The organism is Pseudomonas sp. S60 (assembly GCF_016647865.1).
Lineage (GTDB): Bacteria > Pseudomonadota > Gammaproteobacteria > Pseudomonadales > Pseudomonadaceae > Aquipseudomonas > Aquipseudomonas parafulva.
Map to the genome: position 1 here is coordinate 43,394 of NZ_JACVVH010000034.1, position 21,374 is coordinate 64,767.

The 21,374-nt window shown below is 61.4% G+C and carries 23 protein-coding genes; 13 read left to right on the top strand and 10 right to left on the bottom strand.

Going from position 1 to position 21,374, the window contains the following annotated elements; all coding sequences use genetic code 11:
• Nucleotides 1–3 precede the first annotated feature (3 nt).
• Nucleotides 4–570: a dCTP deaminase gene (dcd, locus tag IAE33_RS17400; protein ID WP_028633233.1), complete on the bottom strand. Its 567-nt coding sequence runs from the start codon at nt 568–570 to the stop codon at nt 4–6.
• A gap of 339 nt (nt 571–909) precedes the next feature.
• Between dcd and IAE33_RS17405 the strand changes: the two genes are divergently transcribed.
• On the top strand, nt 910–1,119 hold the full coding sequence (locus IAE33_RS17405; RefSeq protein ID WP_003254922.1) for a cold-shock protein: 210 nt from the start codon (nt 910–912) through the stop codon (nt 1,117–1,119).
• Nucleotides 1,120–1,219: 100 nt separating this feature from the next.
• Here the strand turns inward: IAE33_RS17405 and apbC are convergent, their stop codons facing one another.
• Nucleotides 1,220–2,314, bottom strand: coding sequence for an iron-sulfur cluster carrier protein ApbC (apbC, locus tag IAE33_RS17410; protein WP_060482771.1), 1,095 nt, complete (start codon nt 2,312–2,314; stop codon nt 1,220–1,222).
• 158 nt (nt 2,315–2,472) lie between these two features.
• Here apbC and metG point away from each other — a divergent pair, with 158 nt between their 5' ends.
• The 3 genes from metG to IAE33_RS17425 all read left to right on the top strand — a co-directional run bounded on the left by metG (nt 2,473) and on the right by IAE33_RS17425 (nt 5,569).
• On the top strand, nt 2,473–4,512 hold the full coding sequence (metG, locus tag IAE33_RS17415) for a methionine--tRNA ligase (RefSeq protein WP_201164431.1): 2,040 nt from the start codon (nt 2,473–2,475) through the stop codon (nt 4,510–4,512).
• 137 nt (nt 4,513–4,649) lie between these two features.
• Complete coding sequence (gene nth / locus IAE33_RS17420; RefSeq protein ID WP_201164432.1) at nt 4,650–5,288, top strand: endonuclease III; 639 nt, start codon at nt 4,650–4,652, stop codon at nt 5,286–5,288.
• A 104-nt stretch (nt 5,289–5,392) separates the two neighbouring features.
• Entirely contained in the window at nt 5,393–5,569 is a 177-nt protein-coding gene (locus tag IAE33_RS17425) for a PA3496 family putative envelope integrity protein (protein ID WP_028633237.1), read from the top strand.
• A 40-nt stretch (nt 5,570–5,609) separates the two neighbouring features.
• On the opposite strand, the gene IAE33_RS17430 is transcribed toward IAE33_RS17425, so the two are convergent.
• Nucleotides 5,610–6,233 (bottom strand): response regulator transcription factor, encoded by a 624-nt coding sequence (locus IAE33_RS17430; RefSeq protein ID WP_060482769.1) that lies wholly within the window; start codon nt 6,231–6,233, stop codon nt 5,610–5,612.
• A gap of 367 nt (nt 6,234–6,600) precedes the next feature.
• On the opposite strand from IAE33_RS17430, the gene IAE33_RS17435 reads away from it, so the two are divergent.
• Complete coding sequence (locus IAE33_RS17435; protein WP_201164433.1) at nt 6,601–7,080, top strand: hypothetical protein; 480 nt, start codon at nt 6,601–6,603, stop codon at nt 7,078–7,080.
• Between the two features lie 63 nt (nt 7,081–7,143).
• On the opposite strand, the gene IAE33_RS17440 is transcribed toward IAE33_RS17435, so the two are convergent.
• Both IAE33_RS17440 and IAE33_RS17445 read right to left on the bottom strand, forming a co-directional pair.
• The gene (locus IAE33_RS17440) at nt 7,144–8,361 is read right to left on the bottom strand and encodes an argininosuccinate synthase (protein ID WP_028633240.1); all 1,218 of its coding nucleotides are present in this window, start codon (nt 8,359–8,361) and stop codon (nt 7,144–7,146) included.
• A 129-nt stretch (nt 8,362–8,490) separates the two neighbouring features.
• Nucleotides 8,491–9,459, bottom strand: coding sequence for a flagellar protein MotY (locus tag IAE33_RS17445; RefSeq protein WP_201164434.1), 969 nt, complete (start codon nt 9,457–9,459; stop codon nt 8,491–8,493).
• 130 nt (nt 9,460–9,589) lie between these two features.
• Here IAE33_RS17445 and pyrC point away from each other — a divergent pair, with 130 nt between their 5' ends.
• The gene (gene pyrC, locus IAE33_RS17450; protein WP_201164435.1) at nt 9,590–10,636 is read left to right on the top strand and encodes a dihydroorotase; all 1,047 of its coding nucleotides are present in this window, start codon (nt 9,590–9,592) and stop codon (nt 10,634–10,636) included.
• A gap of 59 nt (nt 10,637–10,695) precedes the next feature.
• The gene (gene rnt / locus IAE33_RS17455; protein WP_236403960.1) at nt 10,696–11,301 is read left to right on the top strand and encodes a ribonuclease T; all 606 of its coding nucleotides are present in this window, start codon (nt 10,696–10,698) and stop codon (nt 11,299–11,301) included.
• Nucleotides 11,302–11,402: 101 nt separating this feature from the next.
• Here the strand turns inward: rnt and IAE33_RS17460 are convergent, their stop codons facing one another.
• Nucleotides 11,403–12,005, bottom strand: coding sequence for a peroxiredoxin (locus tag IAE33_RS17460; protein ID WP_012273884.1), 603 nt, complete (start codon nt 12,003–12,005; stop codon nt 11,403–11,405).
• A 215-nt stretch (nt 12,006–12,220) separates the two neighbouring features.
• On the opposite strand from IAE33_RS17460, the gene IAE33_RS17465 reads away from it, so the two are divergent.
• Nucleotides 12,221–12,439 carry a bacterioferritin-associated ferredoxin gene (locus tag IAE33_RS17465; protein WP_028633244.1) on the top strand — a complete coding sequence of 73 codons (219 nt, stop codon included), beginning with the start codon at nt 12,221–12,223 and terminating at the stop codon, nt 12,437–12,439.
• Nucleotides 12,440–12,639: 200 nt separating this feature from the next.
• A complete protein-coding gene (gene bfr, locus IAE33_RS17470; protein ID WP_028633245.1) occupies nt 12,640–13,113 on the top strand; it encodes a bacterioferritin in 474 nt (157 codons plus the stop codon).
• 56 nt (nt 13,114–13,169) lie between these two features.
• Here the strand turns inward: bfr and grxD are convergent, their stop codons facing one another.
• The gene (gene grxD / locus IAE33_RS17475; RefSeq protein WP_028633246.1) at nt 13,170–13,505 is read right to left on the bottom strand and encodes a Grx4 family monothiol glutaredoxin; all 336 of its coding nucleotides are present in this window, start codon (nt 13,503–13,505) and stop codon (nt 13,170–13,172) included.
• Between the two features lie 83 nt (nt 13,506–13,588).
• Nucleotides 13,589–15,697, bottom strand: a complete 2,109-nt coding sequence (locus IAE33_RS17480; protein ID WP_201164436.1) for a molybdopterin oxidoreductase family protein — start codon at nt 15,695–15,697, stop codon at nt 13,589–13,591.
• 375 nt (nt 15,698–16,072) lie between these two features.
• Here IAE33_RS17480 and argF point away from each other — a divergent pair, with 375 nt between their 5' ends.
• On the top strand, nt 16,073–16,993 hold the full coding sequence (gene argF, locus IAE33_RS17485; RefSeq protein ID WP_201164437.1) for an ornithine carbamoyltransferase: 921 nt from the start codon (nt 16,073–16,075) through the stop codon (nt 16,991–16,993).
• Nucleotides 16,990–18,099, top strand: a complete 1,110-nt coding sequence (locus tag IAE33_RS17490; RefSeq protein WP_201164438.1) for an ABC transporter ATP-binding protein — start codon at nt 16,990–16,992, stop codon at nt 18,097–18,099. The genes argF and IAE33_RS17490 overlap by 4 nt, the downstream gene beginning before the upstream one ends.
• Before the next feature lie 31 nt (nt 18,100–18,130).
• Here IAE33_RS17490 and ybaK read toward each other — a convergent pair whose 3' ends face one another.
• Nucleotides 18,131–18,601, bottom strand: a complete 471-nt coding sequence (gene ybaK / locus IAE33_RS17495) for a Cys-tRNA(Pro) deacylase (protein ID WP_201164439.1) — start codon at nt 18,599–18,601, stop codon at nt 18,131–18,133.
• A 153-nt stretch (nt 18,602–18,754) separates the two neighbouring features.
• The gene (locus tag IAE33_RS17500) at nt 18,755–18,907 is read right to left on the bottom strand and encodes a hypothetical protein (RefSeq protein ID WP_154660062.1); all 153 of its coding nucleotides are present in this window, start codon (nt 18,905–18,907) and stop codon (nt 18,755–18,757) included.
• Here IAE33_RS17500 and IAE33_RS17505 point away from each other — a divergent pair.
• Together IAE33_RS17505 and glpK are read left to right on the top strand one after the other, a co-directional pair.
• Entirely contained in the window at nt 18,906–19,757 is an 852-nt protein-coding gene (locus IAE33_RS17505) for an MIP/aquaporin family protein (RefSeq protein WP_201164440.1), read from the top strand. The two genes, IAE33_RS17500 and IAE33_RS17505, sit on opposite strands and share 2 nt — an antisense overlap.
• 45 nt (nt 19,758–19,802) lie before the next feature.
• Nucleotides 19,803–21,302, top strand: a complete 1,500-nt coding sequence (gene glpK, locus IAE33_RS17510; protein WP_060482763.1) for a glycerol kinase GlpK — start codon at nt 19,803–19,805, stop codon at nt 21,300–21,302.
• The last annotated feature ends 72 nt before the right edge of the window (nt 21,303–21,374 follow it).

Here is a 21,374-nt window from a genome sequence, read left to right on the forward strand (position 1 = left end):
GGGTCAGGTGCGCGGCAGGGTTACACCGCGCTGGCCCTGGTACTTGCCGCCGCGGTCTTTGTAGGACACTTCGCACTCTTCGTCCGACTGCAGGAACAGCATCTGGGCCACGCCTTCGTTGGCGTAGATCTTCGCCGGCAGCGTGGTGGTGTTGGAGAACTCCAGGGTCACGTGGCCTTCCCACTCCGGTTCGAGCGGCGTCACGTTGACGATGATGCCGCACCGGGCGTAGGTGCTCTTGCCCAGGCAGATGGTCAGCACGTCGCGGGGGATGCGGAAGTACTCCACGGTGCGGGCCAGGGCAAACGAGTTGGGGGGGATGATGCACACGTCGCTCTTGATGTCGACGAAGCTGCCTTCATCGAAATTCTTCGGGTCGACGGTGGCCGAGTTGATGTTGGTGAACACCTTGAATTCGTCGGCGCAGCGAACGTCATAGCCGTAGCTGGACACGCCGAACGAGATGACCCGGCTGTCTTGCTCGCCGCGGACCTGGCGTTCGACGAACGGCTCGATCATGCCGTGTTCCTGCGCCATGCGGCGAATCCACTTGTCCGATTTGATGCTCATGGCGGGCTGTCCTGAAAGAAGGTGCGAGGTAAAAATACAGACGCGCATCTTACCGGTCCTGGCCCGGTCTTCAAAGTTTCATCCGTATCAGGGCTGCAATCCACGCAGGCCGGGGCTTGCAGCTGCCACCGATCTGAATTTGGGTAAAGCCGCTTCTGACCATTGGCAGGTTGCAGAAAGTGGGGTAAGGTGGCGCCACTGTGCTGCACGTGACACCGAGAATCTCTAGTTTGATGCACGATCCTGATCGGCCCATCGCTGAATTTTCTGCTCTCTTTGCGCTCAGTCCCGGGCAGGGTTTTTCCTGACCGTAATTAAATTGTCCAAGGAGACAGAAAAATGTCCAACCGTCAATCCGGTGTTGTCAAGTGGTTCAACGATGAGAAAGGCTACGGCTTCATCACCCCTCAGTCGGGCGACGACCTGTTCGTGCACTTCAAAGCCATCCAAGCTGACGGCTTCAAAACCCTGAAAGAAGGCCAGGCTGTTACTTTCGTCGCCACCCGCGGCCAGAAAGGCATGCAGGCTGAAGAAGTTCAGATCGCCTAAGTCGATCTAGCTTTCCAGCTTTCAAAAAAACCCGCCTCATGGCGGGTTTTTTCATGCCTGGCATTTGAGGGTGTGGCGCCGCTGGCGCGGCGCAGGTGGCTCAGTCGTCGCTAACGGTGATGCTCGGCATGGCAGGGGCTGTGGCTTCACGCAGCACGATGCGCGCACCCACCTGCCTGGCCAGTTCCTGGTAGATCATGGCGATCTGGCTGTCCGGCTCTGCAATCGCCGTCGGCTTGCCGTTGTCAGCCTGCTCGCGAATCAGCATCGACAAGGGCAACGAAGCCAGCAGGTCGACACCGTACTGGGCTGCCAGTTTTTCACCGCCGCCCTCACCGAACAGGTGCTCGGCATGGCCGCAGTTCGAGCAGATGTGCACAGCCATGTTCTCGACCACACCCAACACCGGGATGTTGACCTTGCGGAACATCTCCACACCTTTACGGGCATCCAGCAGTGCCAGGTCCTGCGGGGTGGTGACGATCACCGAACCTGCCACCGGCACCTTCTGCGCCAGCGTCAGCTGAATGTCGCCCGTGCCCGGTGGCATGTCGATGACCAGGTAGTCCAGGTCGTCCCAGGCGGTCTGCGTGACCAGTTGCAACAGCGCGCCCGACACCATCGGGCCACGCCACACCATGGGCGTGTTGTCATCGGTCAGGAAGGCCATGGACATCACTTCGACGCCATGGGCCTTGATCGGCACGAACCACTTCTGCTCGCGAATCTGCGGGCGGGTACCTTCGGCGATGCCGAACATCACACCCTGGCTGGGGCCGTAGATATCGGCATCCAGAATACCCACGCGCGCGCCTTCTCGGGCCAGAGCCAAGGCCAGGTTGGCCGCTGTGGTGGACTTGCCAACCCCCCCCTTGCCCGACGCAACGGCAATGATGTTCTTGACGTTGGCCATCGCTGGCACCTGGGCCTGGCCCTTGTGCGGGGCGATCACGCAATCGATGGCAACCTGGGCGCCGGCAACCCCCTCAAGGTTGCCGATGGCGGTCTGCAGCACCTGAGCCCACCCCTGCTTGAACAGCCCGGCGGCGTAGCCCAGTTGCAACTGCACATTGACCTGCCCGCCGTCGATCTCGATGGCACGCACACAGCCGGCGCTGACCGGGTCCTGGTTGAGGTAGGGGTCGGTGTACTGGCGAAGCACGCCTTCGACGGCGGCGCGGGTGACGGCACTCATGGACACTCCCATTGGCAAACTGAATGTAAAACAGGCGCCTATCCTAACCCGTCAATCGTCAACAGATGCGTGCGCGGGGTGAAATATCTTCGCCAGCCCTTTATAGTGGCCGATCATCCTCATTTTCACCCCGTCGCCAGGAAAGTAGCCGAGCCACCATGTCCGAGCCACGTCAGATTCTCGTCACCAGCGCCTTGCCCTATGCCAATGGATCGATCCACCTTGGCCATATGCTCGAGTACATCCAGACAGACATGTGGGTTCGCTTCCAGAAAATGCGCGGCAACCAGTGCATCTACGTCTGCGCTGACGATGCCCACGGCTCGGCAATCATGCTGCGTGCCGAAAAGGAAGGCATCACCCCGGAGCAGTTGATCGCCAATGTGCAGGCCGAGCACAGCGCCGATTTTGCCGACTTCCTGGTGGATTTCGACAACTTCCACTCGACCCACAGCGAAGAGAATCGCGCGCTGTCGAGCATGATCTACACACGCCTGCGCGAAGCCGGTCACATTGCCACCCGTTCGGTGACCCAGTACTTCGACCCAGAAAAAGGCATGTTCCTGGCCGACCGCTTTATCAAGGGCACCTGCCCCAAATGTGCGGCCGAGGACCAGTACGGCGACAACTGTGAAAAGTGCGGCGCTACCTATGCGCCTACCGAACTGAAAGACCCGAAATCTGCTATTTCCGGGGCCACCCCGGTGCTGCGCGATTCCCAGCATTTCTTCTTCAAGCTGCCTGATTTCCAGGCCATGCTGCAGCAGTGGACCCGCAGTGGCACACTGCAGGACGCCGTCGCCAACAAACTGGCCGAGTGGCTGGATGCGGGCTTGCAGGAGTGGGATATCTCCCGTGACGCGCCGTATTTCGGCTTCGAGATCCCAGGGGAGCCAGGCAAGTACTTCTACGTGTGGCTGGACGCACCGATCGGTTACATGGCCAGCTTCAAGAACCTGTGCGCCCGCCGCCCGGAGCTGGATTTCGACGCGTTCTGGAGCCAAGGCTCCAAGGCCGAGCTGTACCACTTCATCGGCAAGGACATCGTCAACTTCCATGCCCTGTTCTGGCCCGCCATGCTTGAGGGTGCGGGCCTGCGCAAGCCCACGGCAGTGAACGTGCACGGCTACCTCACCGTCAACGGCGCCAAGATGTCCAAGTCGCGCGGGACCTTCATCAAGGCCCGTACCTACCTCGATCACCTGCAGCCCGAATACCTGCGTTACTACTACGCAGCCAAGCTGGGCCGTGGCGTCGACGACCTGGACCTCAACCTCGAAGACTTCGTGCAGAAGGTGAACTCCGACCTGGTGGGCAAGGTGGTCAACATCGCCAGCCGCTGCGCCGGGTTCATTCACAAAGGCAACGGCGGTGTGATGGTGGCCGGTGATGCGGCGCCCGAGCTCACGCAAGCCTTTTTGGCGGCAACCCCTTCCATCGCCGAAGCCTACGAGGGCCGCGACTTCGGCCGCGCCATGCGCGAAATCATGGCCCTGGCCGACCGCGCCAACGCCTGGATCGCCGACAAGGCCCCCTGGTCGCTGGCCAAGCAGGAAGGCAAGCAGGACGAAGTGCAGGCCATTTGCGCCCAGGGCGTGAACCTGTTCCGCCAGCTGGTGATTTTCCTGAAACCGGTACTGCCGGTGCTGGCGGCGGACGCCGAGGCTTTCCTCAACGTGCCACCTCTGGCCTGGGGCGACCATGCCACGCGCCTGGAGAACCACACGCTGAACCCGTTCAAGGCGTTGATGAGCCGCATCGAACCTGCCAAGGTCGAAGCCATGGTTGCAGCCAGCAAGGAAGACCTGCTGGCCGCCGAGGCCAAGGTTGCGGTCGGTAATGGCGAGCTGGCCAAGGACCCGTTGGCCGACGAGATCGAATTCGATACCTTTGCCGCCGTCGACCTGCGCGTGGCGCTGATCGTCAAAGCCGAGGCAGTTGCCGGCGCCGACAAGCTGCTGCAACTGACCCTGGATATCGGCGATGAGCGCCGCAACGTGTTCTCGGGTATCAAGTCGGCTTACCCAGACCCGTCCAAGCTCGAAGGCCGCCTGACCATGATGGTGGCCAACCTCAAACCCCGCAAAATGCGCTTTGGGGTGTCTGAAGGCATGGTCATGGCTGCCGGCCCTGGCGGTGAAGAGATCTACCTGCTGAGCCCCGACAGCGGCGCCAAGCCAGGCCAGCGCATCAAGTAACTGTCGACCGGGGCCGCTGATGCGGCCCCACTCTCGAACAGCGGGCAGTGGCCAGGGGCGCCGGCCGCCACCACGCATTACGTGGCTGATGCCTGGCTCATCTGCCCATCCACGCCTTCCAGGAACACCTCGACACCATGAATGCCGCCAAACGCCTGGAAATCTTCCGCCGGCTGCACGAAGACAACCCCGACCCCAAGACCGAGCTCGCCTACACCACGCCGTTCGAGCTGCTGGTCGCGGTAACCCTGTCGGCCCAGTCCACCGACGTGGGGGTCAACAAGGCTACCGCGCGCCTGTTTCCAGTGGCCAACACCCCCGAGGCCATCCATGCCCTCGGCGTAGAAGGCCTTAGCCAGTACATCAGGACCATCGGCCTGTACAACAGCAAAGCCAAGAATGTGATCGAGGCGTGCCGCCTGTTGATCGAACGTCATGGCGGCCAGGTGCCAGAAACCCGCGAAGCCCTGGAGGCCCTGCCCGGTGTCGGGCGCAAGACGGCCAACGTGGTACTCAACACGGCCTTCCGCCAGCCGACGATGGCCGTGGACACCCACATCTTCCGGGTCAGCAACCGCACCGGCATCGCACCGGGCAAGACCGTACTGGAAGTGGAAAAGAGACTGGTCAAGTTCGTGCCCAAGGACTACCTGCTCGACGCCCACCACTGGTTGATCCTGCACGGGCGTTACGTATGCCAAGCCCGCAAGCCGCGCTGTGGAAGTTGCCGTATCGAGGACTTGTGCGAATACAAGCACAAAACCGGTGACGATTGAACCGATAGCTGAAAACAGCCCGTCTCGATTGAAAAAATCTTTTTTACCAGCGTGCGCTTTCTGGTTATAAGGTCGGCCATCGGCCCCTTGGCTTGGAGCGACGCATGAGTACCGACAAAGACGACCTGTCGATCGAAGATGATTTTGTTGCCACTGAGGAGGATGCAGAGCCTCAAGTAGAACCGGCAAAGACCAACCTGAGCAAACGTCGCACCATCGATAACCTGCTTGAGGAACGCCGCCTGCAGAAGCAGTTGGCTGATTTCGACTACGACTTCTAGCCTTGGCAAAGCCTCCCTGCAGGAGGCTTGACCATGGGGATCAGTTCAGCCCTTGCCGCTGCGCCAGTTCGATAAGGTCCACCAGGGAACGTGCATTGAGCTTGAGCAGCAGCCGAGACTTGTAGGTACTGACCGTTTTGTTGCTCAGGTACATGCTGTCGGCTATTTCCTTGTTGGACCGCCCCCTTGCCAGTTGCTGCAACACCGTCATCTCACGCGCCGAGAGGCGGTTGACCATCTCTGTTTCGCTACCTCCGCCCCTGCCACGCGAGGCATGCAGTGCCTGGTTGGGGAAATAGCTGTAGCCCGACAGTACAGCCTTGATGGCGCTGAGCAACTCGGTGAGTTCCTGCTGCTTGCACACATAGCCTGCCGCCCCCGCCTGCATGCAGCGCATGGAGAAGTTACCCGGCGCCTGGGAGGTCAGCACCAGCACCTTGCTGCCCGGGCTGGAGCTGGCCATGCGCGCGATTACCTCAAGGCCATCGAGCTTGGGGATACCAATGTCCAGTACAACGATGTCCGGGAGATGCTGCCGGGTGAGCTGCAGGGCCGCCACCCCGTTGTCGGTCTCTGCGACGACGTCATACCCATGTCGCTCCATCAGCATGCGTACGGCCAGACGTATCACCGGATGATCGTCCACGATAAGCACTTTGTTCATGCGATATCCATTCATTGCTGTTGCGTTAGTGCGCCACGATAACCGACAGAAGTAAGGATGGCGCGGGGTTTTATCTTGGAAATAGATGAACAGAAGGGCCTTACAGCACTTACAGAAATTTCCTACAACTAATAATTATAGTTGTAACAAGACTATTATCTATACCTGCAAGTTAGCGTAACAGCGCTACCCACTCGATACGATTGGAATAAGTAACAATGGCTTGGGCGATAGTGGAAACTATCAAGCCGAAAATGAGGTTCATCGGGCAAATCAGGGGATATTTCCCAGCCGGGGAAACAGTGCAGGCTTCTACGTGAGCAGCCGTGTAGGGTAATCATGGGTCCACTCCGCAGGAGACGGCCCCATGCCACAAGCACAACCAGTTGCCCCGCTGACCATCATCGCCATCTTCGCCGGCATTATCGAAGCCTCCGCGCTCGCCACACTGCCGTTCTTGAGCGAGGCCAGCCAGAAGCTCTACACGTGGTTCCTGGTCGGCTTCCCGTTTTTTCTAACGGCATTGTTCTTCTTGACGCTGAACTTCAATTATAAGTCGTTCTACAGCCCCGCCCTTACCCGGGCGGTCTCGGCTGATGGGGCACCACCACGCGATACGGATTCAAAAACGGCAGCGCTGAACAATGAACCGATAAACGCCGAGCAGGTGACCTTCATGTTTTCCGGGCCAGATGCCTGCCAATTACTGGAAAAGCAACTGCTGCTCACGTTGGCTGAGCCCGCGGAACCGGCACGCACCTGGCAATTCTGCAACCTGCAAAAACGCCAATGCATTCGCCTTTCCATCAGCCCGATGAACACGCCGAGCCCCACTGTGGCGAGCTGAACGCGCTTTCACGCATAAAAAACCCCCGCACAGGGCGAGGGCTCTTCAGGCAGCCGTTGACGCTTAGAGCATCGAGCGACCTTTGTTCGCCGCAATGCGCATGCGCAGCGCATTGAGCTTGATGAAGCCGGCAGCGTCCTCCTGGTTGTAGGCGCCCCCGTCTTCTTCGAACGTCGCGATGTTGGCATCGAACAGCGAGTCGTCCGATTTGCGGCCAACCACGGTCACGTTGCCCTTGTACAGCTTCAGGCGAACCACGCCATTCACGTTCACCTGCGAAGCATCGATCATTTTCTGCAGCATCAGGCGCTCTGGGCTCCACCAGTAGCCGGTGTAGATCAGGCTGGCGTACTTGGGCATCAGCTCATCTTTGAGGTGAGCCACTTCACGGTCCAGGGTGATCGACTCGATGGCACGGTGTGCCTTGAGCATGATGGTGCCGCCAGGGGTCTCGTAGCAGCCGCGCGATTTCATGCCCACGTAACGGTTCTCGACGATATCCAGGCGGCCGATACCGTTGGCGCCGCCGATGCGGTTGAGGTCGGCCAGCACGGTCGCAGGGGTTTTTTCTACACCATCGATGGCAACGATGTCACCGTTGCGGTAGGTGAGTTCGATGTAGGTCGCCTGGTCCGGGGCACTTTCCGGGGACACGCTCCAGCGCCACATGTCTTCTTCGTGCTCGGTCCAGGTGTCTTCGAGCACACCGCCCTCATAGGAGATGTGCAGCAGGTTGGCGTCCATCGAGTAAGGCGACTTCTTCTTGCCATGGCGCTCGATCGGGATGCCGTGCTTTTCGGCGTAGTCCATCAGCTTCTCGCGGGACAGCAGGTCCCACTCACGCCATGGAGCAATCACCTTCACGCCTGGTTTGAGAGCATAGGCACCCAGTTCGAAGCGAACCTGGTCGTTGCCTTTGCCGGTAGCACCGTGGGAAATGGCATCGGCGCCGGTTTCGTTGGCGATCTCGATCAGGCGCTTGGCGATCAGCGGGCGGGCGATGGAAGTACCCAGCAGGTACTCACCCTCGTAGACGGTGTTGGCACGGAACATCGGGAACACGAAGTCGCGAACGAACTCTTCGCGCAGGTCGTCGATGTAGATCTCCTTGACGCCCATCGCCTGAGCTTTGGCGCGCGCCGGCTCGACCTCTTCGCCCTGCCCCAGGTCAGCGGTGAAGGTCACCACTTCGCAGTTGTAGGTATCTTGCAGCCACTTGAGAATCACCGAAGTATCAAGGCCGCCGGAATACGCCAGTACGACCTTTTTTACGTCCGCCATGCCATCACTCCACGGGGTTGTACGGAAAAGGCCCGATTCTAACGGCGTTGCGTGCGGATTTACAGTGGCGCGACAGCTTCTGACGACAAAGCGACAAGAAATTATGGCAGCGCGACGGGGTTTCAGGCCTCAGGGTGCCTTGGCAGCCGGTGCCTGGGCCGGTGCTGCAGCGCCAGCGCCCGTCGCAGCAGGTGCCACGGCAGGTGCCGCCTGCTGCGCGGGTTTCTCAGCCGGCTTTTCAGCCACGGCAACGCGTTCCAGTTCAATACTGACGCGTCGATTGCGTGCTCGGTTCGCGGCAGTGGAGTTCTTCGCCAGCGGATAACGTTCGCCGTGGAAGCGCACCGCGATGTGTTCCTCAGGCACGCCGTGAGCAATCAGGTAATCCGCCACGGCCAAGGCACGACGGCGCGACAGGTCGCGGTTGGTCAGGCGGTTGCCGCTGTTGTCCGAGTGGCCATTGAGTTCCACCTGGTTGACCGTGGGGTCGGCCTTCATGTAGTCCAGGATCACGTCCAGGCGCGCCTTGGCGTTCTGGTCCAGGTCGATACCCCCGCCAGGGAAGCCGACCTGGGTCTGGCGCACCTGGTCGTAATTGACCGGCAGCAGCTTGGCCGCACACAGCTGGTAATCGCCGTAGGCCTTGGCGAAACTGACCGGCAGCACGCGCACCTCCATCGGCCTGCCGCCCTCGCCGGTAAAGTTGCGCACCACGGTGCTGCGCCCGTCCAGCAGGCCGTTTATCAAGCGGCTGGCCTGGCCTTGGGACGAGCTGAACAACAGCCCCGTGCGCGCCAGCCGCACATTGCCCAGGTTGATGTCTCCCCGCCCCGGCTGCCACGGCGCCGCCGCTGCCAGCAGGCTGGCGCCGCCGGCGCCCAATGCGTTGCTGTCCGAGCGCAACTGGAAGACCGGTTGTTCGCCGGCACGGCGCACGAACTCGCCACTGCCGAAACCCTCGATGGGCTGGATGAGCCGGCACTCGAACAGGTCACCTTCGACCTTCCAGGCGATATTCTCCATGCGCGTCTGGAATGTCAGCGCGCCGGCCGGCAGGCTGGCGCACAAGGTGAACAGGGCTAGGTAACGCTGGCGCACGGGTGGCTCCACAGAGTTCGACAACTTACTTTCAGGCTATCGGACAGCACGCGGAAAACTTGATACCCGTGCTCGCCCGGGGGTTTTCCGGTAGCATTGCGCCTTGAGTTCGACCCGCCTGGAATCCTCAATGTCCGATCGCCTGACCCTCCTGCGCCCCGACGACTGGCACATCCATCTGCGTGATGGTGCCGTCCTGCCCCACACCGTTGGTGATGTGGCGCGTACCTTCGCCCGCGCCATCATCATGCCCAACCTGGTACCACCGGTGCGCAATGCCGCTGAAGCCCAAGCCTACCGTGAACGCATCCTGGCGGCGCGGCCGGCCGGCAGCCGGTTCGAGCCCCTGATGGTGCTGTACCTCACCGACCGCACCAGCCCCGAGGACATCCGGGCCGCCAAGGCTAGCGGCTTCGTGCATGCGGCTAAGCTGTACCCGGCAGGCGCCACCACCAACTCCGATTCGGGCGTGACCAGCATCGACAACATCTTCCCGGCCATCGAGGCGCTGGCAGAAGTCGGCATGCCACTGCTCGTGCACGGTGAAGTCACCCGCAGCGAAATTGACGTGTTCGACCGCGAGAAGCGTTTCATCGACGAGCACATGCGCCGTCTGGTCGAGCGCTTCCCTACCTTGAAGGTCGTGTTCGAGCACATCACCACCGCGGATGCCGCCCAGTTCGTCACCGAGGCCTCGGCCAACGTCGGCGCCACCATCACCGCGCAGCATTTGCTGTACAACCGCAACCACATGCTGGTTGGCGGTATCCGCCCGCACTTCTACTGCCTGCCCATCCTCAAGCGCAACACCCACCAGGTGGCGTTGCTGGATGCTGCAACCAGCGGCAACCCAAAGTTCTTCCTCGGTACCGACTCGGCGCCCCACGCCCGCCACGCCAAGGAAGCCGCTTGCGGTTGTGCTGGCTGCTACACCGCTTATGCCGCCATCGAGCTGTATGCCGAGGCGTTCGAGCAGCGCAACGCGCTGGACAAGCTCGAAGGCTTTGCCAGCCTTCATGGCCCGGCGTTCTATGGCCTGCCGGCGAACACCGACACCATCACCCTGGTGCGCGACGAATGGACCGCCCCTGACAGCCTGCCGTTTGGCGAGCAGACCGTGATTCCGCTACGCGCTGGAGAAAAGCTGCGCTGGCGCCTGCTGGAGGAACGCGCGTGAGCGAAGACCTGTACGAAGACGACCTGGACACCCAGGGCAACACGGGCTCACGCCACCCCATGGCCGAGCGCTTCCGCGGTTACCTGCCCGTGGTGGTGGATGTAGAAACAGGCGGCTTCAACAGCGCCACCGACGCCCTGCTGGAAATTGCAGCCGTCACCATCGGCATGGATGAAAAAGGCTTCCTGTTCCCGGAGCACACCTACTTCCACCGCGTGGAACCGTTCGAGGGTGCCAACATCGAGGCAGCGGCCCTCGAGTTCACCGGTATCAAGCTGGACCACCCACTGCGCATGGCGGTCAGCGAAGAGGCGGCGCTCACCGACATCTTCCGCGGCATCCGCAAGGCGCTGAAGGCCAACGGTTGCAAGCGTGCCATTCTGGTCGGCCACAACAGCAGCTTCGACCTGGGCTTCCTCAACGCTGCAGTAGCGCGCAACGACCTCAAGCGCAACCCGTTCCACCCCTTCTCCAGCTTCGATACCGCCACCCTGGCGGGCCTGGCCTACGGTCAAACGGTGCTGGCCCGTGCCTGCCAAAGCGCCGACATCGATTTCGACGGTCGCGAGGCCCACTCGGCCCGCTACGACACGGAGAAAACCGCCGAACTGTTCTGCGGTATCGTCAACCGCTGGAAGGACATGGGCGGCTGGCGCCAGGGTTGATACCGCCGACCCTGCGGCAAAAAAAAACCGATGCCCGTTCGCGAGCATCGGTTTTTTTGTGCCCCCAGGGCAGGTTCAAGCCCTTGGGCAAATGGCTGCCATTACAGCTTGCCGGCGTTCTCGCTCAGGTAGGCAGCAACGCCTTCTGGCGAAGCGTTCATGCCCTTGTCGCCTTTTTTCCAGTTGGCAGGGCAGACTTCGCCGTGCTCTTCGTGGAACTGCAGGGCATCGACCAGACGCAGCAGCTCGTCCATGTTACGGCCCAGCGGCAGGTCGTTGATGATCTGCGAGCGAACCACACCGTTGGTGTCGATCAGGAAAGCGCCACGGAACGCCACGCCGCCTTCGGACTCAACGTCGTAGGCCTTGCAGATTTCGTGGGTCATGTCGGCAGCCAAGGTGTACTTCACCTGGCCGATACCGCCATTGTTGACCGGGGTGTTACGCCAGGCATTGTGGGTGAAGTGCGAGTCGATCGAGACGCCGATCACTTCCACGTTGCGGGCCTGGAAGTCTGGGATGCGGTTGTCCAGCGCGATCAGCTCGGACGGGCAGACAAAGGTGAAGTCCAGCGGGTAGAAGAACACCAGGCCGTACTTGCCCTTGATGGCCGAGGCCAGGTTGAAGCTGTCGACGATCTCGCCATTGCCCAGCACGGCCGGTACAGTGAAATCGGGGGCTTTCTTGCCAACGAGTACGCTCATTGTAATCTCCTGATGAGGGTGAATAACCTGTTGCCGGGCCCTGCCCGACATCCAGCAAAGGTTGACCATCATACACGGCTTCTCATGACAGGCCGACTCTGGTGATGAGCGACCGTCGGTCGCCTTCGGTAAATGCCTTCTGAAACCACTTTGACAAGCATTCTCATTCACATTAAGCTCCACCCCATCGATCCCGCCAGCGATGGTCAGCCCTTATGTATGTGTGTCTTTGTGTCGGCGTCACCGACGGACAGATCCGCGATGCGATCTATGAAGGATGCTGCAGCTACAAGGAAGTCCGTGCCGCGACCAATGTCGCCAGCCAATGTGGCAAATGTGCGTGCCTGGCCAAGCAGGTAGTGCGCGAAACGCTGACCGACCTCCAGGTCAGCCAGGCGGCGCTGCCCTACCCCGTGGAATTTACCACTGCCTGAATACCCCCGTTTCCCGAAACCGGACCTCGTGTCCGGTTTTTTTATGCTCATAATTCAATAAGTTAGGGCCCCAACGCGGTTCACAAACATTCTTATTCCTATTAATTTTCATTTATTATTCAATAACTTAGGTTTGACAGGCCCGGGCATCCAGCTCAAACTTCGCAGTATTGGCACACTTCGACAGGGCAGGAACACCCATGAAAGGCGACATCAGCGTCATCCAGCATCTCAACAAGATCCTCGGAAACGAGCTGGTCGCTATCAACCAGTACTTCCTGCATGCCCGCATGTATGAAGACTGGGGCCTGAACAAACTCGGCAAGCACGAGTACAAAGAATCCATCGACGAGATGAAGCACGCTGACAAACTGATCAAGCGTATTCTGTTCCTCGAAGGCATTCCCAACGTTCAGGACCTGGGCAAGTTGCTGATCGGCGAGCACACCAAGGAAATGCTCGAATGCGACCTGAAGATCGAGCAGAAAGGCCTGCTGGACCTGAAAGCCGCCATCGCCCATTGCGAAACGGCCGGCGACTTCGGTTCGCGTGACATGCTCGAAGACATCCTTGAATCCGAGGAAGAGCACATCGACTGGCTGGAAACCCAGCTGAGCCTCATCGACAAGATCGGCATCGAGAACTACCTGCAGTCGCAGATGGGCGAGGAATAATTCCAACGCCATAAAAAACCCGCCATTGGCGGGTTTTTTTTATGGCGCGCTGCCTATCAGGCTTCGGCAGCCTTGGCCTTGGCGGCGGCATCCTTGATGAGCGTCTGTAGCTCACCGTTTTCGAACATTTCCAGCACGATGTCGCTGCCGCCAACCAGCTCGCCACCCACCCAGAGCTGGGGGAAGGTTGGCCAATTGGCATATTTAGGCAGGTTGGCGCGGATTTCCGGGTTCTGCAGGATGTCGACGTAGGCGAACTTCTCGCCGCAACCCATGACTGCCTGGGAAGCACGCGCAGAAAAACCGCATTGCGGTGCATTCGGCGAGCCCTTCATGTAGAGCAGAATGGTGTTGTTGGCAATCTGCTCTTTGATCGTTTCGATGATATCCATGTAGCACCTCGGCTTAACTTTGCGACGTCGTCGTCGGCACGGTGAGGCATTGTAACGGAAAGCCGAGCGGCATGCTCGTGCCCTCAGGCGGCCTCTACCTGCACGGGGACGCCATTGAGCGCTGCATTGCCCGATACAGGGTCACGCAAGCGTTCGTCGGTCAGGTCGTTGGCGCTGGCACCTGGCTGGCGCTGGGCTACCTGCATGTGCACACCCTTCAACCCATGACCATAACCGTGAGGCAGGCTAACCACGCCGGGCATCATGTTCTGGCAGCCCTGCACCTCAACTTCCACCGTGCCAGTGCGGGAACTCACCCGTACCCGCTGGCCATCCTGCAAGCACCTGTGCTGCATGTCATCAGGGTGCATCAGCAACTGGTGCCGTGGCTTGCCTTTGACCAGCCTGTGGTAGTTGTGCATCCACGAATTGTTGCTGCGCACATGCCGACGGCCGATCAGCAGCAGTTGGCCTGGCGCCGGAAGGGCCTGCAGGGCCAGGCGCTGCAAGTCCTGCAGCAACACCTGGGGTGCCGCCTGGACGGTGTTTTCGGCCGTCGCCAGGCGCGCGCCCAAGTTGCGCTGCAGCGGGCCGAGGTCGAGGCCATGAGGGTGGGAGTCCAACGCCTCCAGTGACAGCTTCCAGGGGGTGTCATGGCCATAGCGGCCACTGCGCAACGCCAGGTCGATCATGTGCGCGGGCGGCGCGGTGGGTTTCAGCGGCTGCTGTGCACGCGCGGCAAATGCCTGCGCAAGGCCCACGAAGATCTCCCAGTCGTGCAGCGCCCCTTCGGGCTTGGGCAGAATGGCGCGGTTGAAACGGGTGACGTTGCGCACGGCCAGCAAGTTGAAGGTACTGTCGTAATGGTCGTTTTCCAGCGCCGACGTCGACGGCAGGATCAGGTCGGCATGGCGCGTGGTTTCGTTGATGTACAGGTCGATGCTGAGCATGAACTCCAGCCCCGCCAAGGCGCCGTCCAGTTGCCGACCGTTGGGCGTGGACAGTACCGGGTTGCCGGCCACCGTCACCAGTGCGCGCACCTGCCCCTCACCCGGCGTGAGCATTTCCTCGGCCAGGGCGGCAACCGGCAACTCGCCGCCATATTCGGGCAACCCCGACACCCGGCTTTGCCAGGCATTGAAGTGACCACCCGAGGTGGCCGCCACCAGGTCGACGGCAGGCTCGGTGCACAATGCGCCGCCTGGGCGGTCGAGGTTACCGGTGACCAGGTTGATCAGCTGCACCAGCCAATGGCAGAGCGTGCCGAACACTTGGGTTGAAACGCCCATGCGGCCATAGCAAACGGCCTTGTCGGCAGCCGCGAAGTCACGTGCGAGCTGGCGGATGCCTGCTGCAGGGATGCCACAAAGCGGGCTCATGGCCTCGGCCGTCATAGGGGCTATCGCCGCCTGCACGGCCGGCACGCCGCTCACAGGCAGGTGCGTGCCTCTGGCCAGGCCTTCTTCGAACAGGGTGTTGAGCAGGCCGCACAACAGCGCGGCGTCGCCGCCGGGGCGAATGAACAGATGGGTGTCGGCTATCGCCGCCGTTTCACTGCGCCGCGGGTCCACCACCACCAGGCGCCCTCCCCGTGCGCGCAGGGCCTTGAAGCGCTTTTCCACATCGGGCACGGTCATGATGCTGCCGTTGGAGGCCAGCGGGTTGCCACCGAGAATCAGCATGAAGTCGGTATGGTCGATGTCGGGAACCGGCAGCAGCAGCCCATGGCCGTACATCAGGTGGCTGACCAGGTGCTGGGGTAATTGATCTACCGAGGTGGCAGAAAACCGGTTACGGGTTTTGAGCAGGCCAAGAAAGTAGTTGCTGTGGGTCATCAAGCCATAGTTATGCACGCTCGGGTTACCCTGATACACCGCCACGGCATTGCGCCCGTGAGCCTGCTGCACCGCCCAGAGGCGCTCGGCTGCCAGGGCGAAGGCTTCCTCCCAGCTGATCGCCTGCCACTGTTCCCCAACCCTGCGGTGCGGCTGGCGCAGCCGATCGGGGTCGTTCTGGATGTCCTGCAAGGCCACCGCCTTGGGGCATATGTGGCCGCGGCTGAAGGGGTCCAGCGGGTCGCCCTTGATCGAACTGATCTGCGCCGTGCCATCAGCGCCGTGGCTCAATTCGATACTCAAGCCGCAAATGGCTTCACACAGGTGGCAGGCACGGTGGTGCAGGGTCTTGTTCATGGCCGCTTTTGCCTGGGTCAGGAAAGAAGCCAAGACTATGGCGCCGCCTCGCCGCCCGGGCCAGCGTGCTTCGTGGCGTGAATCCAGCGACATCAGGCGCGCGATTCACGACAGCTGTTTGCCAAATCGCCAGCAAGCCGTGTACAAAACCCCTGTAGCAAATAAAAAACAGCTACAGGGGCAACGCCGACACCCTTTGCAACACCCTGTGCAGGTGGCCGCTGTTTCCCCCCTTGGTTTCAGGCGACATTTAATTATAGTATTGCGCCTTTCCCCATTTCGTCCGCCCCGTGCGGCTTACGCCGCAGGTCACTCCCGTTGTTAAAAAAAACCACACGGTGGGCCTGCATACTGTTGCAGATAAGGTAGTCAATCATGAGCGCTAGGCACTTTCTCTCCCTGCTGGACTTCACCACCGACGAATTGCTCGGGGTGATCCGCCGCGGCATCGAGCTGAAGGACCTGCGCAAGCGAGGCGTGCTGTTCGAGCCCCTGAAAAACCGCGTGCTGGGGATGATCTTCGAAAAGTCCTCCACCCGCACCCGAGTCTCGTTCGAGGCCGGCATGATCCAGCTCGGCGGCCAGGCGATCTTCCTGTCCCCGCGTGACACGCAACTGGGCCGTGGCGAGCCCATTGGCGACAGTGCCATCGTGTTGTCGAGCATGCTCGACGTGGTGATGATCCGCACCCACGCCCACAGCACACTCACCGAGTTCGCCGCCAAGTCCCGCGTGCCGGTCATCAATGCGCTGTCTGACGAATCCCACCCATGCCAGTTGCTGGCCGACATGCAGACCTTCCTGGAGCACCGTGGGCCCATCCAGGGCAAGACGGTTGCCTGGATCGGTGACGGCTTCAACATGTGCAACTCCTACATCGAAGCGGCGCGCCAGTTCGGCTTCCAGCTGCGCATCGCCTGCCCCGAAGGTTACGAACCCGATCCGCGTTTCATGGCCATCGGCGGCGACCACGTGCAGATCGTGCGCGACCCGCTGCTGGCGGTGCAGGGTGCTCACCTGGTTACCACAGATGTCTGGACTTCCATGGGCCAGGAAGAGGAAACTGCTCGGCGCCTGGCGCATTTCGCGCCCTACCAGGTCACGCGGCAAATGCTTGACCTGGCGGCACCCGACGCCCTGTTCATGCATTGCCTGCCCGCCCACCGTGGCGAGGAAATCAGCCATGACCTGCTCGACGACCCACGTTCGGTCGCCTGGGACCAGGCTGAAAACCGCCTGCATGCACAGAAGGCCCTTCTCGAATTCCTTGTCGAACCGGCTTACCACCACGCATGAGTCAACCTCTACTGCTCAACCTGCGCAACCTCGCCTGCGGCTATGGCGATCAGCGCATCGTCCAGAACCTCAACCTGCACCTCAATGCCGGCGACATCGGTTGCCTGCTGGGTGCGTCCGGTTGCGGCAAAACCACCACCCTGCGCGCCATCGCGGGTTTCGAACCGGTGCATGACGGCGAAATCCAGCTCGCAGGCGAGGTCATCTCCCGGGCCGGCTTCACCCTGGCGCCGGAAAAGCGTCGTATCGGCATGGTGTTTCAGGACTACGCCCTGTTTCCGCACCTGACCGTTGCGCAGAACATTGCCTTCGGCATTGCCAAGCATCCCCGCCAGGCGGCGGTGATCGAAGAAATGCTGGAGCTGGTCAAGCTCGGCGGCCTGGGCGGGCGATACCCGCACGAGCTGTCTGGCGGCCAGCAGCAACGTGTAGCCCTGGCCCGGGCGCTGGCACCTGAACCTCAGTTGCTGTTGCTCGACGAGCCGTTCTCCAACCTGGATGTGGAGCTGCGCAGGCGCCTGAGCCATGAGGTGCGGGACATCCTCAAAAGCCGTGGCACCAGCGCCATCCTGGTCACCCATGACCAGGAAGAGGCCTTTGCGGTCAGCGACCAGGTGGGCGTGTTCAAGGAAGGCCGGCTTGAGCAGTGGGACACCCCCTACAACCTTTACCACGAACCGCAGACCCCTTTCGTGGCCAGCTTCATCGGCCAGGGGTACTTCATTCGCGGGCAGATGATCAGCCACGAAGCGGTCAGTACTGAACTGGGTGAGCTGCGTGGCAACCGTGCCTATACCATGACCTCGGGCAGCTCGGTGGATGTGCTGCTACGCCCCGATGATATCGTGCACGCACCCGACAGCCTGTTGCGGGCCAGCATCGTGGGCAAGAGTTTCCTGGGGGCCTCCACCTTGTATCGCCTGCAACTGCCCACCGGCAGCCAACTGGAGGCAATCTTCCCGAGCCATGTCGATCATCAGCTTGGGGCGGACGTAGGCATTGCAGTCAAAGCCGATCACCTGGTGCTGTTCGCTGTCCCCGGCAGCGTGGCAGCACAGGCGTTGCAGCAGCACAGCGGCGTGCGCCGTCACAGCTCCGCGCACTGAGGACGCTGCAGGAGGTCGCCTGGCGGCCTCTCTACCCCCTGCCGATCGGCGCAAATGTGCCTTGGGTATATTCGGCCAGCACCGCTGCCGCCAATTCCACTTCCAGCCCCCTGCGCCCGGCACTGACATGGATGCTGGCAAAATTCTGCGATGAGTCGTCGATAAAAGTGCGCAGCCGCTTTTTCTGCCCCAGCGGGCTGATCCCCCCCACCAGGTAGCCTGTAGCCCGTTGCGCCTGGGCAGGGTCTGCCATTTCGCACTTCTTCACCCCGGCAGCATGCGCCAGGGCCTTGAGGTCCAGTGAACCCACCACCGGCACTACCGCGACCAGCAACTCGCCCTTCTCGCTACTGGCCAGCAAGGTCTTGAACACCTGTTGCGGGTCCAGCCCCAGCTTTTCTGCAGCCTCGAGCCCGTATGACGCCGATTTGGGGTCGTGTTCGTAACTGTGCACACGGTGCTCGGCGCGGTGCTTCTTCAACAGGTCCAGGGCAGGTGTCATGCAGGGGCTCCGGTGTAAGACGAATCGGCGGCTACTTTAGGACAATTCCCACATCCCAGCCAGCACGGCGCAATGGCGCCGCTCTAGCTCGCGCAGTCGCGCCCGGATTAACTGCCCAAAACGTGACTGACCGTTCACTTTCGACCTTTGACATCAGCGTTTCTTGTCTATATTTTTTCGTTTCTGAATAAATGGTGCACTTTTACGGTGCATTTCATAGAGGTGCCCGGGGTCGATGGGGATAGGCGCCGGGCTTTTGCTGTCGAGCGCCACGCGACTCACAACAAAAACAATGAGGTCATACATGACAATTGCTCAAGGCCAACCCACACTGCCCAGCCAATGCCTGGCCGAGTTTCTCGGCACTGCGTTGCTGATCTTTTTCGGTACCGGCTGCGTTGCCGCGCTCAAGGTGGCGGGCGCCAGCTTCGGGCTGTGGGAAATCAGCATCATCTGGGGCGTAGGCGTCAGCATGAGTATCTACCTTACCGCCGGCATATCAGGTGCGCACCTGAACCCGGCCGTGAGCATCGCCCTTGCCCTTTTCGCAGGCTTCGACAAACGCAAGCTGCCCTTCTACATGCTGGCCCAGGTGTGCGGCGCCTTTTGCGGCGCTGCGTTGGTATACACCTTGTACAGCGCCCTGTTCTTCGATTTCGAACAGGCGCACGCGATGCTGCGCGGTAGCGAAGCCAGCCTGGAGCTGGCCGCAGTGTTCTCCACCTACCCGCACCCGGCGCTGTCCACCGGCCAGGCGCTGTTGGTCGAAGTGATCATCACAGCCATCCTGATGGCCGTGATCATGGCACTGACCGATGACAACAACGGCCTGCCCCGTGGCGCCATGGCGCCGCTGCTGATCGGGCTGCTGATCGCCGTGATTGGCAGCGCCATGGGCCCCCTGACCGGCTTTGCCATGAACCCGGCCCGGGACCTGGGGCCCAAGGTGATGACCTTCCTCGCAGGCTGGGGCGAAATCGCCTTTACCGGCGGCCGTGATGTGCCTTACTTCCTGGTGCCGGTATTCGGGCCTATCATCGGCGCCTGCCTGGGTGCTGCGGCGTATCGCGGGCTGATTGCCCGCCACCTGCCGGAGGTACCTGCTGCCAACACCCGCACGGGCGATGATCGCCAAGGCGACACCCAAGTCAATTGATGGCGGCTTCCAGCCCAGACCCCTATTTTTGCAAGGCCTAAGACCATGACAGATACCCAGGACAAGCACTACATCATCGCCCTGGACCAGGGCACCACCAGTTCGCGCGCCATCATCTTCGACCGCGATGCGAACGTGGTAGGTACCTCACAGCGCGAGTTCGCCCAGCATTACCCGCAAGCGGGCTGGGTGGAACACGACCCGATGGAAATCTTCGCCACCCAGAGCGCGACCATGGTCGAAGCCTTGGCCCAGGCAGGCATCAGCCATGCCCAGGTGGCCGCACTGGGTATCACCAACCAGCGTGAGACCACCGTGGTATGGGACAAGGAAACCGGGCGCCCGGTCTACAATGCCATTGTCTGGCAGTGCCGGCGCAGCACCGAGATCTGTGCCCAGCTCAAGCGCGACGGCCACGAAGCCTACATCCGTGACACCACCGGCCTGGTCACAGACCCATACTTCTCCGGCACAAAGCTGAAATGGATCCTGGATAACGTCGAAGGCGTGCGGGAGCGGGCCGAGCGCGGTGAGCTGTTGTTCGGCACCATCGATACCTGGCTGATCTGGAAGTTCTCCGGTGGCAAGGTGCATGTCACCGACTACACCAACGCCTCGCGCACGCTGATGTTCAACATCCATACCCTGCAGTGGGACGAGAAACTGCTGCAAATCCTGGGTATCCCCGCCCAGATGCTGCCGCAGGTAAAACCGTCGTCGCAGGTGTACGGCCACACCAAGAGCGGTATCGCCATCGCCGGCATTGCCGGTGACCAGCAATCGGCGCTGTTCGGGCAAATGTGCGTGGAGCCGGGCCAGGCCAAGAACACCTACGGCACCGGGTGTTTCCTGCTGATGAACACCGGTGACCAGGCGGTCAAGTCATCCCACGGCCTGCTCACCACCATCGCCTGCGGCCCCCGCGGCGAGGTGGCTTACGCACTTGAGGGTGCAGTGTTCAATGGTGGCTCCACCGTGCAATGGCTGCGTGATGAACTGAAGATCGTCAACGACGCGCTGGACACCGAATACTTCGCCAGCAAGGTCAAGGACAGCAACGGCGTGTACCTGGTGCCGGCATTCACCGGGCTGGGCGCACCCTATTGGGACCCGTATGCACGGGGTGCCTTGTTCGGCCTGACCCGCGGGGTCAAGGTGGACCACATCATCCGCGCTGCGCTGGAATCCATCGCCTACCAGACCCGCGACGTGCTCGATGCCATGCAACAGGACAGCGGCAAGCGTCTGTCTGAATTGCGGGTGGATGGCGGCGCAGTAGCCAACAACTTCCTCATGCAGTTCCAGGCCGACATTCTGGGCACCTGCGTGGAGCGGCCGAAAATGCGTGAAACCACTGCCCTGGGCGCGGCCTACCTGGCTGGCCTGGCCTGTGGCTTCTGGAGCGGCCTTGACGAGTTGCGCGACAAGGCGATCATCGAACGCGAGTTCAGCCCCCAACTGGACGAAGCCCAGAAAGAAAAGCTGTATGCCGGCTGGCAGAAAGCCGTGGACCGCACCCGCGACTGGGAAGACCACGACGCCTGACTCTCGCACTGGGGGGGGGGCGGGGGGGGCCCCCCGGGGCCCCCCCCCCCCCCCCCCCCCGCCGGGGGGGGG

Excerpts from the sequence above, each read along its gene's own strand:
- dcd (WP_028633233.1), bottom strand. The coding sequence starts at position 570 with ATGAGCATCAAATCGGACAAGTGGATTCGCCGCATGGCGCAGGAACAC.
- IAE33_RS17405 (WP_003254922.1), top strand. The coding sequence starts at position 910 with ATGTCCAACCGTCAATCCGGTGTTGTCAAGTGGTTCAACGATGAGAAA.
- apbC (WP_060482771.1), bottom strand. The coding sequence starts at position 2,314 with ATGAGTGCCGTCACCCGCGCCGCCGTCGAAGGCGTGCTTCGCCAGTAC.
- metG (WP_201164431.1), top strand. The coding sequence starts at position 2,473 with ATGTCCGAGCCACGTCAGATTCTCGTCACCAGCGCCTTGCCCTATGCC.
- nth (WP_201164432.1), top strand. The coding sequence starts at position 4,650 with ATGAATGCCGCCAAACGCCTGGAAATCTTCCGCCGGCTGCACGAAGAC.
- IAE33_RS17425 (WP_028633237.1), top strand. The coding sequence starts at position 5,393 with ATGAGTACCGACAAAGACGACCTGTCGATCGAAGATGATTTTGTTGCC.
- IAE33_RS17430 (WP_060482769.1), bottom strand. The coding sequence starts at position 6,233 with ATGAACAAAGTGCTTATCGTGGACGATCATCCGGTGATACGTCTGGCC.
- IAE33_RS17435 (WP_201164433.1), top strand. The coding sequence starts at position 6,601 with ATGCCACAAGCACAACCAGTTGCCCCGCTGACCATCATCGCCATCTTC.
- IAE33_RS17440 (WP_028633240.1), bottom strand. The coding sequence starts at position 8,361 with ATGGCGGACGTAAAAAAGGTCGTACTGGCGTATTCCGGCGGCCTTGAT.
- pyrC (WP_201164435.1), top strand. The coding sequence starts at position 9,590 with ATGTCCGATCGCCTGACCCTCCTGCGCCCCGACGACTGGCACATCCAT.
- rnt (WP_236403960.1), top strand. The coding sequence starts at position 10,696 with ATGGCCGAGCGCTTCCGCGGTTACCTGCCCGTGGTGGTGGATGTAGAA.
- IAE33_RS17460 (WP_012273884.1), bottom strand. The coding sequence starts at position 12,005 with ATGAGCGTACTCGTTGGCAAGAAAGCCCCCGATTTCACTGTACCGGCC.
- IAE33_RS17465 (WP_028633244.1), top strand. The coding sequence starts at position 12,221 with ATGTATGTGTGTCTTTGTGTCGGCGTCACCGACGGACAGATCCGCGAT.
- bfr (WP_028633245.1), top strand. The coding sequence starts at position 12,640 with ATGAAAGGCGACATCAGCGTCATCCAGCATCTCAACAAGATCCTCGGA.
- grxD (WP_028633246.1), bottom strand. The coding sequence starts at position 13,505 with ATGGATATCATCGAAACGATCAAAGAGCAGATTGCCAACAACACCATT.
- IAE33_RS17480 (WP_201164436.1), bottom strand. The coding sequence starts at position 15,697 with ATGAACAAGACCCTGCACCACCGTGCCTGCCACCTGTGTGAAGCCATT.
- argF (WP_201164437.1), top strand. The coding sequence starts at position 16,073 with ATGAGCGCTAGGCACTTTCTCTCCCTGCTGGACTTCACCACCGACGAA.
- IAE33_RS17490 (WP_201164438.1), top strand. The coding sequence starts at position 16,990 with ATGAGTCAACCTCTACTGCTCAACCTGCGCAACCTCGCCTGCGGCTAT.
- ybaK (WP_201164439.1), bottom strand. The coding sequence starts at position 18,601 with ATGACACCTGCCCTGGACCTGTTGAAGAAGCACCGCGCCGAGCACCGT.
- IAE33_RS17505 (WP_201164440.1), top strand. The coding sequence starts at position 18,906 with ATGACAATTGCTCAAGGCCAACCCACACTGCCCAGCCAATGCCTGGCC.
- IAE33_RS17500 (WP_154660062.1), bottom strand. The coding sequence starts at position 18,907 with ATGTATGACCTCATTGTTTTTGTTGTGAGTCGCGTGGCGCTCGACAGC.
- glpK (WP_060482763.1), top strand. The coding sequence starts at position 19,803 with ATGACAGATACCCAGGACAAGCACTACATCATCGCCCTGGACCAGGGC.